Below are 16,593 nucleotides of genomic sequence, written 5' to 3' on the forward strand. Positions count from 1 at the left end.
ATGGCCGGCAGCGGGTGGATGGTCGCCAGCGGAGCGGATGGCCGAACCGGCGAGGCATGGGTCCTCGGGTCAAGCCCGAGGATGACGCCGAGGTTGGATGTTGCGGCTCGCCGTCACCCTCATGCTGAGCCGGACCGGGCCGGGCCGGACTGAAGCACCGCGCCGTCTCAGGATGATCATTCCCCATCACCGCGCGTCATCCTCGGGCTTGACCCGAGGACCCACGCCAAACCGTTGCCGCCGCCGCTGCCCACAACGGACATCCCCCCAACCGTCGCCGCCCGGAAATCGGGTGGGCGCCCCCGACGGCCCCCACTAACGTCCTCAGCCGAGGAGCAGACCGTGCGCGCCATCCAGACACACCCCGCCAATCGCAGCATGACGTCGGCCGAATGGGCGATGCTGCTGGCGCTGTCCGTCCTGTGGGGCGGGTCCTTCTTCTTCACCGGCGTTGCGGTGCGCGAACTGCCGCCCTTCACCATCGTCGTCCTGCGCGTCGGACTGGCGGCGATGATCCTGTGGGCGGTCATGCGCGTCCTCGGCCACGCCATGCCGCGTGACCGGCGGATCTGGGCCGCCTTCGTCGGCATGGGCTTCCTCAACAATCTCGTCCCGTTCAGCCTGATCGTTTGGGGTCAGACGCAGATCGGCTCGGGCCTCGCCTCGATCCTCAATGCGACGACGCCGCTCTTCGGGGTGGTGGTCGCCCATATCCTGACGCGCGACGAGAAGGTGACCGGCCACCGGCTGGCCGGGGTGGTGCTCGGCTTCGCAGGAGTCGTGGTGATGCTCGGGCCCGGGGCCCTCCGCACCGTCGGCAGCGACATCGCCGCCCAGCTTGCTTGCCTCGCCGCGGCCTTCTCCTATGCACTGGCCGGTGTCTTCGGACGCCGCTTCCGGCGCATGGGCGTGGCGCCCATGGCGACGGCGACGGGCCAGGTAACCGCCTCGACCGCGATGCTTCTCCCCCTCGCCCTTCTGGTGGACCGCCCCTGGACCATCGCCATGCCGGGCCCGGCGACATGGGGCGCCATCCTCGGCATCGCCGCCCTGTCCACCGCGCTGGCCTATGTCCTCTATTTCCGCATCCTGGCGACGGCCGGCGCCACCAACATCCTGCTCGTGACGATCCTCGTCCCGGTCAGCGCCATCATTCTCGGCTCGCTGGTCCTCGGCGAAGTCCTGGAACTGCAGCACCTCGCCGGCATGGCCCTGATCGGCACCGGCCTCGCCGCCATCGACGGGCGACTGGCCGGGATGGCGAAGCGCCGGTTCGCGGAGCACACCGGCGGCTAGCGGGCGTGATGCGGGTGGGTGGTGGGTGGCGAGGGCCGACTGTCGTTGCCCGGACCATCTCGACGTGCGGTCCGCTTGTGCGGGTCTTCTGCAGCAGAGAGGATGCCGGCACGGTCGAGGCATGGGTCCTCGGGTCAAGCCCGAGGATAGCGCGCGGGGGATGGGTGGGCGCTCGTCTCGGAGGACAAAGTGGCGCCCATAGTCGTACCGATCGCGGCACGGTGCAGCGGATGACGGGGAGTTGCCTCACCCAAGACGTGCGTCATGATCCGCGCCGTGCGGCTTCTGCACCGCAGAGGATGCCGGCACGGTCGAGGCATGGGTCCTCGGGTCAAGCCCGAGGATGACGCGCGGTGGGGTAGGAGCGTTTGCCGGCGCACGAAGCAACGCCTGCGTTTTTCGACCGATCGCCCTCGACACGGCGATGGACGGGGAACCGCATCACCCAACTCAGGTGTCATCCTCGGGCTTGACCCGAGGCCCCATGCCAAACCGCCGCCACTGCACAAACGGTCGCGGCCCGAGCCAACAATCTAGCGGCCCGGACCGCTGCCACCGCGTGTGCCTCGCCGCACCGGCACCTTCGCAGCACCCAGCGCCATCGCACCTCACGAACGCCGGCGCCCCCATCACCCCGCGCTACCGCGCCATGGCGTGATAGTCGTCATTGGGGCGCATGTCGGTGGCCGAGGCGACGCGGTTGGACATGGCGAAAAACGCCGCCACCGCGGCGATGTCGAAGATGCCCCGGTTCGTATAACCCGCGTCGCGCAGCGCCTGCCGGTCCGCCTCGACGATGGTGTCCGGCCGCTCGGTCAGCTGGACGACGAAATCCAGCATCGCGGCGCGCTGGTCGTCGAGCCCGGCGGCGCGCCAGTTCTGGGCGATCGCCTCGCCGAAGCCGGGGTCGCCGGAAAGCTGGCGCACGGCGGCACCATGGGCGGTCAGGCAATAATGGCAGTGATTGATCGAGGAGACGACGACGGCGATGATCTCGCGGTCGAGCTTCGACAGCTCGCTCTCCCCCAGCATCAGATCGTTGTAGAAGGTGGAGAAAGCCTCCAGCTTGCGCTCGTCGAAGGCGTAGGCGAGGAGGACGTTCGGCACGAGGCCGAGCTTTTCCTGGCATTTGGCGAAGAACGCCCGGGTGCGCTCCGACAGGGGCTCGGCCATCGCCAGGCCGAGTGCTGTCACGGGCCTGTCCTGTTGCTGCGTCATGCTTCCTCCCACGTTCCAGCGACGCCCGGGACACCACTTGCCCTCGAAGGTCGTGGCGGGATTCCTATGATAGGGTGTCGGACACGACAAGCAGTCGCATCGGAGGGCACCCCATGGACCATCCCGCAACGACCAAGACGGAGATCCTGTCTGTGATCGAGGCGGCCATCGGGGAGGATGGCGCCGAAGCCACCCTCGCCCCGCTGCTCTTTGCCCGCCCGCCGGCCGAGGATCTGGCCGAGTTCACGCCCGAGGCGCTGGCGCTGGCGGCCCGCGCCGGCTTCGAGGCGCTGTGCGATCACCGCCGGGGCGCGCATCTGGTGCGCATCGAACAGCCGGACGGATTCGTCCTGCGCGACGGGCGCAAGCTGGAACTGATCACCGTCGTCAGCGACGACATGCCGTTCCTGTTCGACTCGGTGACCGCCGAGATCGCCGATTCCGCCGTCGGCATCCGCTACATCTCCCATCCGATCCTCGACGTGCTGCGCGGCGCGGCCGGCGAGGTCACCAGCTTCTCGGCCTCCCATCCCCGCGACATGGTGCTGGGCGAAGCCGACCGGACCAGCCTGATCCAGTTCGCCGTCGATCCCCTGGGCGACGGTGACGCGAACACGGCGCTCAAGTCCCGGCTCGAGGCGATCCTCGGCCAGGTCGCCAACGCCAATGCCGATTTCGATGCCATGCGCAACCGCGCCAGCGAATCCGTCGAGGCGCTGCACCGCCAGGCCTCGCGCCTCGACGACGCCGATCTGAAGACCACCTTCGAGGAAGCCGCCCGGCTGCTCGAATGGCTGCGCGACGACAATTTCATCTTCCTCGGCTGCCGCGAATACGACTATCTGCCCGGCAGCGAGGGCGAGGCGCTGGAACGGCGCGACGATGCCGGGCTCGGCATCCTGGCCGATCCCGACGTGCGCATTCTCGGTCGGCCCGGCCGCCGCATGACGACGACGCCGGAGATCCGCGCCTTTCTGGAAGCGCCGACCCCGCTGATCGTCACCAAGGCCAATGCCCGCTCACTGGTCCATCGCCGCGCCTATATGGACTATGTCGGGGTCAAGCAGTTCGACGCCGACGGCAATTTCGTCGGCGAGCTGCGCATTGTCGGCCTGTTCACCTCCAGCGCCTACACGCGCTCGATCCTGACCATTCCCTATCTGCGGCTGAAGGCCGAAACGGTGATCAGCCGCTCGGGCCTGCGCCCCGGTTCGCACTCGGCCAAGGCGCTGCTCAACGCGCTGGAATCCTATTCCCGCGACGAGGTCTTCCAGATCGACGTGGCGCTGCTGGAGCGCTACGCCTCGACCATCGTGGAGCTCGGCGAACGCCCGCGGGTAAAAATCCTGTCGCGCGTCGACCGCTTCCACCGTTTCGTCTCCATCCTCGTCTTCGTGCCGCGCGAGCGCTACGATTCTCGCCTGCGCGAACGGATCGGCCTGATGCTTGCCGAGGCCTATGACGGTCATGTCTCGGCCTATTACCCAGCCTTCCCCGAAGGGCCGCTCGCCCGCGTCCACTTCATCATCGGACGCGCCGGCGGCACCACGCCCGAGGTCGACACGGCGCAGCTGGAAGCGCGCGTCGTCGAGATGGCCAAGAACTGGGAGGACGAGTTCACCGCCGCCCTGTCGGCCGCCGGCCATGCCGGCGAATACGGTCGCCTCGCGCCGGGCCTGCCGGAAAGCTATCGCGACGTCGTCTCCCCGACCGAGGCCGTGGACGACGCAGGGATCATCATGGCGCTCTCAGAAGGCGAGGAGGTACGCGTCACCTTCCATCGCCGCGAGAACGATGCGCCCGACCTCCTGCGGCTGAAGATCTATCATCTGGGCGCGGCCCTCGCGCTCTCGACCCGCGTGCCGATCCTCGAGAACATGGGCTTCTCCGCCGTCTCCGAACGCACCTACCGGATCGTGCGGCCCGACGGCGAGACGGTGCATATCCACGACATGGACCTGAAGCGCAGCCGCGGCGGCGACATCGCGCTCGACGACGACGGCGCCGCGCTGGAAGCGACCTTCGCCAATGTCTGGGCCGGCCGCATCGAAAATGACGGGTTCAACGCGCTAGTGCTGGAGGCCGGGCTGGACCTGCGCCAGGCCAATGTGCTGCGCGCCTATTCGCGCTATCTGCGCCAGACGGGCCTCGCCTATTCGCCCGACTATCTCGGCGCCGCCCTGATGCGCCAGCCACAGATCGCCCGCCTGCTGTGGGATCTCTTCGCGGCAAGCTTCGATCCCGAGCACCCGGCCCCGGCCGAAACCGATGCGGCATCCGAAGACGGCGAGAGCGAGCCGGATGCGCGGCAGGCCCGCCGCGCAAAGGCGCGGGGCGCCGGCGAGATCCATGCGGCGATCTGCGAAGCCCTGGAAGACGTCGATTCCATCGACGACGACCGCATCGTGCGCCGCTTCATGGGCGCCATCCTCGCCACGCTGCGGACCAATTACTACGCCGTCGACGGCATCTCCGCCGAGCCGGTTTCCGAACCCGGCGCGGTCGCCCCGGCGCTCGCCTTCAAGTTCGAATCCGCCGCCGTCGAGGGCCTGCCGGCCCCGGTCCCCTATCGCGAGATCTTCGTCTTCGACGCCCGCGTCGAGGGCGTCCATCTGCGCTTCGGCCCGGTCGCCCGCGGCGGCCTGCGCTGGTCGGACCGCGCCCAGGACTACCGCACCGAGGTGCTGGGTCTAGTCAAGGCGCAGCAGGTCAAGAACGCGGTGATCGTGCCGGTCGGCGCCAAGGGCGGCTTCTACCCCAAGCGCCTGCCCGACCCGTCCGACCGCGACGCCTGGTTTGCCGCCGGCCGCTCGGCCTATGTCGTCTTCATCGCTTCCCTCCTGTCGATCACCGACAACATCGTCGGCGAGGATGTGGTCACACCACCCAACGTCACCCGCTATGACGGCGACGATCCCTATTTCGTCGTCGCCGCCGACAAGGGCACGGCGACCTTCTCCGACACCGCCAACGCCATCGCCCAGTCGAACGAGTTCTGGCTCGACGACGCCTTCGCCAGCGGCGGCTCGGCCGGCTACGACCACAAGGCCATGGGCATCACCGCACGCGGCGCCTGGGAGGCGGTCAAGCGCCACTTCCGCGAGATGGACCGCGACATCCAGTCGGAGCCCTTCACCGTCGTCGGTTGCGGCGACATGTCGGGCGACGTCTTCGGCAACGGCATGCTCCTGTCGAAGACGACGCGGCTGATCGCGGCCTTCGACCACCGCGACATCTTCATCGACCCCGATCCCGATCCGGCGACCTCCTTTGCCGAGCGCCAGCGTCTGTTCGAGACGCCGCGCTCGTCCTGGAACGACTACGACCGCGCCACGATCTCGCAGGGCGGCGGGGTGTTCTCGCGGCGCGACAAGATGGTGCATCTGTCGCAGGAAGCCGCCGACGCGATCGGCTGGGACAAGCGCTCGGGCACGCCCGCCGAGATCATCAGCGCGATCCTCAAGGCGCCGGCCGACCTGCTCTGGTTCGGCGGCATCGGCACCTATGTGCGCGCCGGCAACGAATCCAACGCCGATGTCGGTGACCGCGCCAACGATCCGGTGCGCGTTGCCGCCGCCGAAGTCAGGGCCCGGGTCGTCGGCGAGGGCGCCAATCTCGGCGTCACCCAGCGCGGGCGCATCGAGTTCGCGGCCGCCGGCGGACGGATCAATTCCGACGCCATCGACAATTCGGCCGGCGTGAACACCTCCGACGTCGAGGTGAACATCAAGATCGCCCTGAAGAGCGCGATGGAATCCGGCCGCCTCACCCGCGAGGAGCGCAACGCGCTTTTGGCCGACATGACCGACGAGGTCGCCGAGCTCGTCCTCGCCAACAATTACGAACAGACGCTCGCCCTGTCGCTGGAAGAGCGGGCCGGGGCCTCGGCGCTTGCCCTGCAGGCGCGGTTCATGAGCGTTCTGGAAGATGCCGGCGAGCTCGACCGGGCGGTGGAGACGCTGCCGTCGGAAGCCGCCATCGCCGATCTGCGGGCGACCGGTCGGGGCCTCACCCGGCCCGAGATCGCGGTGCTGATCGCCTATGCCAAGATCACCCTGTTCGACCAGCTCGTCGCCAGCGACCTGCCCGACGACCCGTATCTGGAAGACCGCCTGAACGACTATTTTCCGGTGCCGATGCAGCGGGACTTCGCGCGGGACATCGAGGGCCATCGCCTCGGCCGCGAGATCATCTCTACGGTGCTGGCCAACGAGGTGGTCAACCGCACCGGCCCGACCTTCGTCACGGTGCTGCGTGAATCCTCCGGTGCCTCGCCGGCCCAGATCGTGCAGGCCTTCATTGCGGCGCGCGACGGCCTCGACGTGCGCTCGCTCTACGAACGGGTGGACGCGCTGGACGGCACGCTGCATGGCGAGACCCAGAACGCGCTCTATGCGGAGATCGGCCGGTTCCTGATCCGCACGACCCGCTGGTATGTCCAGAACGAAAGCTTCGAGGGCGGCCTGACCGGCGCGGTCGTCGCCAGCCGCGACGCGCTGGACAAGCTCAAACCGCAGCTCGTCGAGCTGGCCACCGAGGCCGGCCGGGCCGAGGCCCAGTCGCGCGCCGAGGCTTTCGTCGAGAAGGGCGTGCCGGAGGATGTGGCCGAAGCGATCGCACTGCTGCCGCTCCTCTCGCTGGTGCCGGATATCGCCTCTGTCTCACGTGAAACATCGACGGGGCTCGAAGCGACCATCGGCTGCTATTTCGGCATCACCCGGCAGTTCGAGATTGGCCGGCTCGAAGCCGCGCTCTTCGCGTTGCAGACGGACGATTACTACGAGACGCTGGCCCTGGAGCGGGCCGGCAGCCAGATCGCCGGTGCCCGGCGCAAGCTGACGGCGACGGCCCTGCGAGACTTCGGCGCGGAGAAAGACCCGGCCGCGGCCTGGGCGGAAAGCCGACGGACGGCGGTCGAGCGGATCGGGGGGCAGATCGGCGCCCTCGCCGGATCGGGCGGCACCTCGGTGGCGCGGCTGACGGTCGCCGCGGGCCTGTTGTCGGATCTGGCCGGCTAGACGCCGGCAGAGGGGGAAATGGAAGTGCCGCGCGAGGGCGGCTGGTGGCCGGCCAGCAAGGCTGGCCGGCGCATGAGGGACCGGGCCGGGCCTCAGCCCTTCTTGGCGTCGGGCCGGGCCGCCGCGAACTTGCCGGGCACCGTCACTGGCACCGCTGCCTTCGTCTTGTCCGCCTTCGGCTTTCGGACTTCCTTGTTGCCGCGCACCTGACCCTTGGCCATGATCGTATCCTTTGTGGAATCCTGATTGATCCGCTGACAGAATAGCACGTGGGGGACGTCGTGGGGGATGGCATCTTTCGGATGTCACGCCCAGCGAATAAGGGGGAGTGATGGAACTCGGATCCATCCACATCCATCCGGTGAAAGCCGGACGGTCGATCGAACGCGACGAAAATGCACTGGAGGTGTGGGGCCTCGAGGGCGACCGCCGCTGGATGCTGGTCGACGAGACGGGCCGGTTCCTCTCCCAGCGCGAGCATCCGCCGCTGGCGCTGCTCGACGCCCAGCCGGATGTCGACGGGCTTATCCTGTCCTACGAGGAAATCGGCGAGCGCTTCGTTCCCGTACCGGAGGGCGACGACCGGCTGACCGTCACCATCTGGGGCGACGCGGTCGATGCCGCCCTCGCCGACGACGCCACCAACGCGGCGCTGTCGCAATGGCTGCAGCGGCCAGTCCGGCTCGTCCATCTCGACCGGACGGATGCCCGCCATATCGATCCGGTCTGGGCGCCAGAGAGCACCGACGGTGTTCCGCCCGTCGCCTTTGCCGATGGCTTCCCGCTGCTGATCGCCAATCCGGCCTCGCTGCGCGCGCTCAACGGCGACATCGTCCGCCAGGACGGGGACGCCGTGCCGATGAGCCGCTTCCGGCCGAACCTGGTCATCGACGGCGCCGAGGCCTGGGCCGAGGACGACTGGGCCACCATCCGCGTTGGCGAGGCGGTGATCGATCTGGTCAAACCCTGCGCCCGCTGCATCGTCACGACCGTGGACCAGACGACCGGCATGATCGCCGGCACCCAGCCGATGGACGCCATGCGCCGCATCCGGTTCTCGGCAACGCCGCGCGTGCCCGGCCTGCTGTTCGGCTGGAACGCGGTGCCGCGCGGTCCGGCCGTGATCCGCCCCGGCGACCCGGTGGAGGTCGTCGCCCGGCGCGGTGGCGCACCCGCCGTGCGCGACGCATCGGGCCGCGGCGCCGATCGATGACCGAACTCGCACCGACCGTCGCCGGGCTGCCCTACCGGGTCCCGCTGCGCCAGCGCGCCGTCTGGGGCTGGATGACCTTCGACTTCGCCGCCCAGCCCTTCTTCACCGTCGTCATCACCTTCGTCTTCGGGCCCTATTTCGTCTCCCAGCTCGCCTCCGATCCGGCCACCGGCCAGGCCTGGTGGAGTGGCGCGGTGACCCTCGTCGGCATCTGCGTGGCGATCCTGTCGCCCTTTCTCGGCTCGATCGCCGACCGGGCCGGGCCCCGCAAGCCGTGGATCGCCAGCTTCGCCGTCGTGAAGATCCTCGCGCTGCTGCTCCTGTGGTTCGCCGCGCCCGGCACGCCGCTGATCTTCGCTGCCGCGCTCATCGTCTTCGCCATGGTGGCAGCGGAATTCTCCATCGTCTTCAACGACGCCATGATCCCCCGCCTCGTCCATCGCGATTCCATCGGGCGGGTGTCCAACCTCGCCTGGGGTCTCGGCTATGTCGGCGGGATCGTCTTCCTGTTCGTCACCCTCGCCTTCCTGGCGGGATCGCCAGAGAGCGGCCTGACCCTGCTTGGCCTCGAGCCCTGGTTCGGCCTCGACCCGGCCGAGGGCGAAGGCGCACGGGCGACCGGCCCGCTCTCGGCCCTCTGGTACCTGGTCTTCGTCCTGCCGATGTTCCTGCTGACGCCCGATCGCAAGAAGGCCGAGCCGATCCGCGTCGCCGCACGGGACGGGCTGAAGGACCTGAAGGCGACCTATCGCGAGATCCGGGTGCGCGGCACGCTGTTCCGCTTTCTGATCGCGCGGATGATCTACCAGGACGGCGTCAATGCGCTGCTCGTCCTCGGCGGCGCCTTCGCCGCCGGCATGTTCGGCTGGTCGATCACCGAGAGCGGCCTGTTCGGCGTCATTCTCAACGTCACGGCCATTCTCGGCTGCGTCGGCGCCAGCGTTCTCGACGCGCGGCTGGGCTCCAAGGCGGTCATCGTCGCCTCGATCCTCTGCCTGATGACGGCGACGATCGGGATCATCTCGACGGCGCCGGACTCCACCCTGTTCGGGCTTTTGACCTTCGCGCCGTCCGAGGCGACGGGCCTCTTCGCCACGCCGGCGGAGAAGAGCTACATCGTCTTCGGCCTGCTGATCGGGCTGGCCTTCGGCCCGGTCCAGGCCTCGTCGCGCTCTTGGCTGGCGCAATCGGTCACCGCCGACGAGGCCGGCCGCTATTTCGGCTTCTACGCCCTCACCGGCCGCGCGACGTCCTTCCTCGGCACGGCGGCCGTCGCGGCCTTCACCGCGGTCGCTGCCGGCCTGACGGACCCGGCGACCGCGTCGCGCATCGGCATGTCGGCGCTGATCCTGTTCTTCGTCGTCGGGCTGGCGATCCTTCTGGGAACGCCGGGCCCCCGCGCGGTCGGCAGGGGCCAGGATGCCGGCGGAGAGCGCCAGCCGGCCGCATAGGCCGGCCGGCACTGGCCTAGTGCCGGAAGTGGCGCATGCCGGTCATCACCATGGCGATGTCGTTGTCGTCGGCGGCCTTGATGACCTCGTCGTCGCGCATGGAACCGCCCGGCTGGATCACCGCGGTGGCGCCCGCCGCGACGGCCGACAGCAGGCCGTCGGCGAAGGGGAAAAAGGCGTCGGACGCAACCACCGCGCCGCGCGTCAGCGGCTCGCCATGGCCGGCAGCAGCCGCCGCGTCTTCGGCCTTGCGCGCCGCGATGCGGGCCGAATCCACCCGGCTCATCTGACCGGCCCCGACGCCGACCGTGGCGAGGTCACGGGCATAGACGATGGCGTTGGACTTGACGTGCTTGGCGACCCGGAAGGCGAATTTCAGGTCGGCCAGCTCGGTCTCGCTGGGCGCACGCCGGGTGACCACCTTCAGGTCGAGATCGTCGACCACGCCCGCATCGCGCGACTGGACGAGCAGGCCGCCGGCAACCGACTTGACCGTGCGCCCGGCGGCGCGCGGATCGGGAAGGCCGCCGGTCAAAAGCAGGCGCAGATTCTTCTTGCCGGCGACGATCGCGATGGCGTCCTCGTCGGCCTCCGGCGCGATGATCACTTCGGTGAAGACCTGCACGATCGCTTCCGCCGCCGCCCGGTCGAGCTTGCGGTTGAGCGCGACGATGCCGCCGAAAGCCGAGACCGGATCGCAGGCCAGCGCCTTCCGATAGGCGTCGAGAAGGTCGGAGCCTTCCGCCACGCCGCAGGGGTTGGCATGCTTGATGATGGCAACCGCGGCGGTGCGGGCCGGATCGAACTCGCCGACCAGCTCGAAGGCCGCGTCGGTGTCGTTGATGTTGTTGTAGGAGAGCGCCTTGCCCTGCAGCTGCCGCGCCGTGGCGACACCGGCGCGGCTCTCGCCGGTCCGGTAGAAGCCGGCGCTCTGATGCGGGTTCTCGCCGTAGCGCAGCGCTTCCGACAACGTGCCCGACACGCTGACGCGCTGGGGCATTGCATCACCCACTACGCCGGCAAACCATGTCGACACCGCCGCGTCATAGGCCGCGGTGCGGGCAAAGGCCGCCGCGGCCAGACGCTGGCGCAGGGCGAAGTCGGTCTCGCCATTCGCGGACTTCAGCGCCTGAAGCACCGTGTCGTATTCGGCCGGATCGACCACCACGGTGACATAGCCATGGTTCTTGGCGCCGGCGCGGATCATCGCCGGTCCCCCGATGTCGATATTCTCGACGATCGTCGCGGTGTCGGCGCCGCCGGCCAGCGTCTCCTCGAAGGGGTAGAGGTTGGAGACCAGCATATCGATGCCGGCAATGCCGTGGGTCTCCATGGCCTTGGCATGCTCGGCATCGTCGCGAATGCCCAGCAGGCCGCCATGGACGCCCGGATGCAGGGTCTTCACCCGCCCGTCCATGATCTCGGGAAAGCCGGTCAGCTCGGAGACGTCGTGAACGGCAAGGCCCGCCTCGCTCAGCGCCCGGTAGGTGCCGCCGGTGGAGACCAGCTCGACATCGAGCGCCGCCAGTTCACGGGCGAAATCGACGAGGCCGGCCTTGTCGAAGACCGACAGCAGCGCGCGGCGAACCCGCACGCGATCGGGGGCCTGCGTGGCATTGGCTTTGAGAGACATCGGCTTTTCCTGCGTGGCACGGATGGGAGGGGTCCGCCCCTGATAGTCAGCCGCGCCGCTTCCCACAATGGTGGTCGGCGGTCAGAGCCGCTATCGCACTGGCGCAGGCGTCGCCGCGGTGCCGGAATTGACCATGTCGTCGGGGGCGTCGCGCGCCGCGGCCGAGCGCGCCTCCAGATCGTCCAGCGTGTTCGGCAGGACGCCGACGGCGCGGTTCATGCCGCCACAACCGGCAAGAAGCGCAAGGCAGAGCGAGAAAAGTGCGATCCGGGTCATGACCGGGAGATGGGGAGCGGAGCGGCGCAATCCAGCCCAGTCATGCGCGGCGTGACGGCCTGCCCGGTCTCACCCTCATCCAATCCTCGGTGGGAAACGGGCTGCGCCCGTTCCCGTCAGGCTTCGCGCTCGAAGCGCCAGGCGATGCCGGCCGGATCGTAGGCGTCGAAGGGCACGGCCAGTTGCAGCGTACGCCGCGCGCCGCCGGCATCGGCGAAGAAGATCGAATCCTCGATCTCGACCCGGGCATCGGCCCGGAACAGCCAGCGCTGCCCGCGCACCGCCAGCCTGACGCCGTCGCCGATCACCTCGACGCTGACCGAAGGATGCAGGTGGAAGCGGGCCGTCGCCTTGCCGGCGTCGCTGCCGGTGCGAACCGTGGCGCTGCGCTGGAAGCTGTCGTGGCCGTCCACCGTCCAGCCGTCTTCGGCCAGGCTCACCTGACGGCGATGCAGCAGGCCGGACTGGCGCTCATAGCCATTGTGGGTCGCCTCGAAGCCGCGCACCGGATCGCCGAGTTCGCCCGACAGGACCTCCGTCGGCCCCGGCACCAGCGGCGTGCCGAGAAACCGGTCGAGGCTTTCGGACCGGGCGAAATGCGACGACGAGCGATCGTCGAGCGTCACCGTCGAATGGGCGGCGGTCGAGCGCGACAGGCGGCGCCATTCGGCGTCGGCGGTCAGCGGGCGGCCGCAATTGACCACGATGCGGTTCGCCTCGCAGGAGAGCTCGAAGCCCAGCGTGCCGGCATGGGCATTGCGCGAGACCAGCGCCGGCGGCGGGCAGCCGGTATCGGCGACGATGACGCTCGAGCCGGCGGCCAGCCGGTGGTAGCCGGACTGCCGTGCATGGGTGATCGGCTCGCCCAGCGTCTCGTCGTAGCGCAGGAGCACCGTCATTAGATGGATGTCGGAGGCGCCGGAGCCGTTGAACAGCGCCAGCGAGCCGTCGGAATGGCGGAAGAAGCGCACCGCCGGCAGCATCCGGTCGATCGCCGAATAGAGCCCCCGCGGCAGCGCCTGGCCCTGGCGCAGATAGGTCTGCCGCAGCGGGATCAGATCGGCGAGGATCGCCACCGGCGCGGCCGGATCGCGCGAGATGTGGCCGCCATCGGGAAACACCTGGCGGTCGAGTTCCTCGGCCAGATGCCGCGCCGCGATCTTGATGCGACCGCTGGCGGCCGGCAGGCAGAGCGAGACGAAGGCGAGCGCCGTGCGCACCTGCAGGCGGGGCGTGCCCTCGGGCGCCTCCTGGGCGACGGAGCGCAGATAGCGGGCCTGCGACGACAGGCTGCGCAGAAAGCGCTTGTGGAAGCCGGCATCGGCCTCGGCCAGCAGCATGTCGGCATGGCTCAGCCAGGCGATCATCCGGCGCGCGGCCACCGCGGGCTCGAAGGCGGGATCGGCCAGCGTGCCGCCCTTCTGGCGGATCCAGTCGTCGACGAGGGTGCGGGCGTTCTGCACGGCCAGGGCGTCACCGGCCTCGGCATGGTGGCGCAGCCAGTCGAAACCGTGGAGTTCGGCCGCATAGGCTTCCGACGGCAGCGTCGCCTGAAAGATCGAGGTGCGGCCGGGTTCGAGCAATTGTCCGGCGAAGAAGAAACGGCCGGCATAGATCGCCTCGGCGATCATCGGGTCGCCATGGCGCAACGAGGGCGGCACGACCAGGAGCTTGCCGGCGCGGCCACCGGCAAAACGCCAGCGGTGCAGCGGACCGGTCCGCAGCCGCCGCCGCGCCCGGCGCCACACTTCACGTAGCGTCAGGACAGCGAGGAGCGGTTGACCTGCCAAGCTCGTCGTCACTCCCGGACCCCACTGCGGGCAACGCGCCCGTTCGACTGGTTGATATCCTTCGCGAAACCCGTCTCCGACCCCATTGGGGCAGGATCAGCGGGTCAGCGCAACAGCCATCACTTTCTCCGAATGTGGTAAAAACTTCGCTAAGACTTGCGGCGAAAGCGGGACCGCGCCCTTTTGGCCGGGCGCGGCCCGCTCAGATCCGCTTCAGCCGCGCGGCGTAGAAGCCGTCGAGTCCGCCGGTCGCGGCTGCATCCGCGGCACCGCCCATCATGTCCGGCGTGGTGCGCAGATCGCCCTCCGGGGTGAGCGCGAACTCCATGCCCGGCAGCTCGTCCGGCTGCACGGGATCGCGCACGATGTCCGAACGGTCGGCGAGGAGGGCCGCGACGATCGCCTCGCCCTCGGCCGGGTCCAGCGAGCAATTGGAGAAGACCAGCCGGCCGCCCGGCGCCAGAAGCCGCACCGCCTCGCCGAGCAGGCGCGCCTGCACACCGGCCAGCTTGGCGATTTCCTCCGCGTCCTTGGTGTAGGGCACGTCCGGATGCCGGCGGATCGTGCCGGTGGACGAGCACGGCGCGTCGAGGAGTATGGCGTCGAAGGGTTCGGCCGGCTCGAAGGCGGCGATGTCGCCCACCACGGTCTCGGCCTCCAGCGACAGGCGCGCCAGATTGGCCTTCAGCCGCTTCATCCGGTTGGCGTTGATGTCGAGGGCGGTTACGGCGCCGCCGGCGGCGATCAGCTGCGCCGTCTTGCCACCCGGCGCGGCGCAGAGATCGGCGACGCGCTTGCCCGTCAGATCACCGAACAATTGCGCCGGCAGCGCCGCGGCGGCGTCCTGCACCCACCATTCGCCCTCGGCAAAGCCCTCGAGCGCCGTCACCGGTCCGTCGAAGCTGCCGAGCCGCACGGTGCCGTTCGGCAGGGCGACGCCGCCCAGCTTCGCGGCCCAGCCCGCAGGGTCGCTCTTGACGGTGAGGTCGAGCGGGGCCGGCGTCAGATGCGCCCGCGCGATCGCCTCGGTGCGCTCGGGCCCGTAGGCCGCCACCATGCGCGCGGCCAGCCAGTCCGGCATGTTCTCCGTTGCCGTGGCGACCTCGCGCAAGGCCTCCTTCTCCCGCGACAGGCGGCGCAGCACGGCATTGATCATGCCGGCGAAACGACGGCTGCGCGAATCCACATTCGCCGCCGCGACGGCAAGGTCGACAGCGGCCGAATCCGGCACGTCGAGGAACAGGATCTGCGTCGCGCCGACATGCAGGATGTGCTTCAGCGCCGCTGCGTTGGGCGGCAACGGCCGGTCGAGACAGGCGTCGAGGGCACGGCCGATGGTGCCGCGGAACCTGAGCGCGGAAAGGATGATCGCCTTGACCAGCCCCTGGTCGCGGCCTTCCAGCGCACGGAAGCCGGGATGCCCGCCGGCCGCATCGAGAAGACCATCCGCCGAGGTGCGGGCATCGACGATCGCCGACAGGAGCTTCGTCGCCACCAGCCGGGCGCCAAGGCCGGGGCGGTCGTTCGCCGAGTAGCCGTCGGGCACGAAACCGTCGGCGCCGTCGGAAATTCGCGGGCCGTTGCCGGCGCCGTCATCGCGCCGGGGCGCCTTGCCCGGCAAGGGCCGCTTGCGCGGCGCAGAGCGGGAGGCATCGAAATTGCCGCCGCGGCGGGTCTTGCGGCCGTCCGATCCAGCGCTCAACCCCACGGTCCCCGCTTGCGGCCGCCGGCGGAGGGGCGATCGCCCCTGCCCCACGGGCCCGAACGGGTCCGGTCGATCCCGGCCTGCGGCGCGGCAGCAACGAAGCCGCCGTCGCCACCGTCCATCTCCAGCGCCATCTGTTTCAGTGCCGCGATCCGGTTGGCGGTGTCCGGATGGGTGGAGAAGAGATTGTCCATGCGCTGGCCGGACAGGGGATTGATGATGAACATGTGGGCCGTCGCCGGATTGCGCTCGGCGTCCTGGTTCACCGTACGCCCGGCTGCGCTGGCGATCTTGCCGAGCGCCGAGGCGAGCCAGCCCGGATTACCACAGATTTCCGCGCCCCGCCGGTCGGCGGCATATTCGCGCGTCCGGCTGATCGCCATCTGCACGATCATCGCGGCCAGAGGCGCGACGATGATCGCCGCGATCACGCCGATGAAGCCGAGGGGATTGTTGTTGTCGCGGTTGCCGCCGAAGAAGAAGGCGAAATTGCCCAGCATCGAGATCGCACCGGCCAGCGTCGCGGTGATCGTCATGATCAGCGTGTCGCGATTCTGCACATGGGCGAGCTCATGCGCCATGACGGCGGCGACCTCTTCGGGCGTCAGGCGCTCCAGGAGCCCAGTCGTCGCGGCCACGGCCGCATTCTCGGGATTGCGCCCGGTGGCGAAGGCGTTCGGCTGGGCATTGTTGATGACATAGACCTTCGGCATCGGCAGGCCGGCCCGTCCGGCCAGACCTTCCACGATGCGGTAGTATTCCGGCGCGCTGCGCGCGTCGACCTCCTGCGCATGGTGCATCTTCAGCACCATCTTGTCGGAGTTCCAGTAGGAAAACAGGTTCATGCCGGCCGCGAAGACGAAGGCGATCATCATGCCGGCGCGGCCGCCGATCATGAAGCCGAGCCCCATGAAGAGGGCGGTCATGAAGGCGATGAGCATCGCCGTCTTGATCATGTTCATCGCAGGTTCCACCACCAAGGAGTTTGCGCGG

General features: G+C 69.2%; 11 protein-coding genes. 4 read left to right on the forward strand and 7 right to left on the reverse strand.

Features of this window, described 5'->3' with window-relative positions:
• The first annotated feature begins 378 nt into the window (after positions 1-378).
• Entirely contained in the window at positions 379-1,296 is a 918-nt protein-coding gene (locus J3367_RS05320; RefSeq protein ID WP_035695281.1) for a DMT family transporter, read from the forward strand.
• 639 nt (positions 1,297-1,935) lie between these two features.
• Here J3367_RS05320 and J3367_RS05325 read toward each other — a convergent pair.
• Complete coding sequence (locus J3367_RS05325) at positions 1,936-2,514, reverse strand: peroxidase-related enzyme (protein ID WP_029703786.1); 579 nt, start codon at positions 2,512-2,514, stop codon at positions 1,936-1,938.
• 113 nt (positions 2,515-2,627) lie between these two features.
• Here J3367_RS05325 and J3367_RS05330 point away from each other — a divergent pair, with 113 nt between their 5' ends.
• Complete coding sequence (locus tag J3367_RS05330; RefSeq protein ID WP_421460358.1) at positions 2,628-7,532, forward strand: NAD-glutamate dehydrogenase; 4,905 nt, start codon at positions 2,628-2,630, stop codon at positions 7,530-7,532.
• Positions 7,533-7,624: 92 nt separating this feature from the next.
• Here the strand turns inward: J3367_RS05330 and J3367_RS05335 are convergent, their stop codons facing one another.
• Positions 7,625-7,753, reverse strand: coding sequence for a hypothetical protein (locus J3367_RS05335; RefSeq protein WP_266102198.1), 129 nt, complete (start codon positions 7,751-7,753; stop codon positions 7,625-7,627).
• A gap of 110 nt (positions 7,754-7,863) precedes the next feature.
• Between J3367_RS05335 and J3367_RS05340 the strand changes: the two genes are divergently transcribed.
• Both J3367_RS05340 and J3367_RS05345 read left to right on the forward strand, forming a co-directional pair.
• Positions 7,864-8,745: an MOSC domain-containing protein gene (locus J3367_RS05340; RefSeq protein WP_024352192.1), complete on the forward strand. Its 882-nt coding sequence runs from the start codon at positions 7,864-7,866 to the stop codon at positions 8,743-8,745.
• Entirely contained in the window at positions 8,742-10,196 is a 1,455-nt protein-coding gene (locus J3367_RS05345; RefSeq protein WP_024352193.1) for an MFS transporter, read from the forward strand. The genes J3367_RS05340 and J3367_RS05345 overlap by 4 nt, the downstream gene beginning before the upstream one ends.
• Positions 10,197-10,212: 16 nt before the next feature.
• Here the strand turns inward: J3367_RS05345 and purH are convergent, their stop codons facing one another.
• The 5 genes from purH to htpX form a co-directional block, all read right to left on the reverse strand.
• A complete protein-coding gene (gene purH, locus J3367_RS05350; RefSeq protein WP_024352194.1) occupies positions 10,213-11,829 on the reverse strand; it encodes a bifunctional phosphoribosylaminoimidazolecarboxamide formyltransferase/IMP cyclohydrolase in 1,617 nt (538 codons plus the stop codon).
• Between the two features lie 90 nt (positions 11,830-11,919).
• Positions 11,920-12,048: a hypothetical protein gene (locus J3367_RS05355; protein WP_280137483.1), complete on the reverse strand. Its 129-nt coding sequence runs from the start codon at positions 12,046-12,048 to the stop codon at positions 11,920-11,922.
• 173 nt (positions 12,049-12,221) lie between these two features.
• Positions 12,222-13,895 carry a heparinase II/III family protein gene (locus tag J3367_RS05360; RefSeq protein ID WP_155898575.1) on the reverse strand — a complete coding sequence of 558 codons (1,674 nt, stop codon included), beginning with the start codon at positions 13,893-13,895 and terminating at the stop codon, positions 12,222-12,224.
• Positions 13,896-14,097: 202 nt separating this feature from the next.
• Positions 14,098-15,516 carry an RsmB/NOP family class I SAM-dependent RNA methyltransferase gene (locus J3367_RS05365; protein ID WP_029703790.1) on the reverse strand — a complete coding sequence of 473 codons (1,419 nt, stop codon included), beginning with the start codon at positions 15,514-15,516 and terminating at the stop codon, positions 14,098-14,100.
• 77 nt (positions 15,517-15,593) lie between these two features.
• Positions 15,594-16,562, reverse strand: a complete 969-nt coding sequence (htpX, locus tag J3367_RS05370; RefSeq protein WP_024352198.1) for a zinc metalloprotease HtpX — start codon at positions 16,560-16,562, stop codon at positions 15,594-15,596.
• Between the last annotated feature and the right edge of the window lie 31 nt (positions 16,563-16,593).

Origin of the sequence: Aurantimonas sp. NFXS3 (assembly GCF_049132005.1) — a bacterium.
GTDB classification, from domain to species: Bacteria; Pseudomonadota; Alphaproteobacteria; order Rhizobiales; family Rhizobiaceae; genus Aurantimonas; species Aurantimonas coralicida.

Bases quoted from the DNA above. Each gene is read 5' to 3' on its own strand.
- J3367_RS05335 (WP_266102198.1), bottom strand. From the start codon at position 7,753: ATGGCCAAGGGTCAGGTGCGCGGCAACAAGGAAGTCCGAAAGCCGAAG.
- J3367_RS05320 (WP_035695281.1), top strand. From the start codon at position 379: ATGACGTCGGCCGAATGGGCGATGCTGCTGGCGCTGTCCGTCCTGTGG.
- htpX (WP_024352198.1), bottom strand. From the start codon at position 16,562: ATGAACATGATCAAGACGGCGATGCTCATCGCCTTCATGACCGCCCTC.
- J3367_RS05330 (WP_421460358.1), top strand. From the start codon at position 2,628: ATGGACCATCCCGCAACGACCAAGACGGAGATCCTGTCTGTGATCGAG.
- J3367_RS05340 (WP_024352192.1), top strand. From the start codon at position 7,864: ATGGAACTCGGATCCATCCACATCCATCCGGTGAAAGCCGGACGGTCG.
- J3367_RS05325 (WP_029703786.1), bottom strand. From the start codon at position 2,514: ATGACGCAGCAACAGGACAGGCCCGTGACAGCACTCGGCCTGGCGATG.
- J3367_RS05355 (WP_280137483.1), bottom strand. From the start codon at position 12,048: ATGAACCGCGCCGTCGGCGTCCTGCCGAACACGCTGGACGATCTGGAG.
- purH (WP_024352194.1), bottom strand. From the start codon at position 11,829: ATGTCTCTCAAAGCCAATGCCACGCAGGCCCCCGATCGCGTGCGGGTT.
- J3367_RS05345 (WP_024352193.1), top strand. From the start codon at position 8,742: ATGACCGAACTCGCACCGACCGTCGCCGGGCTGCCCTACCGGGTCCCG.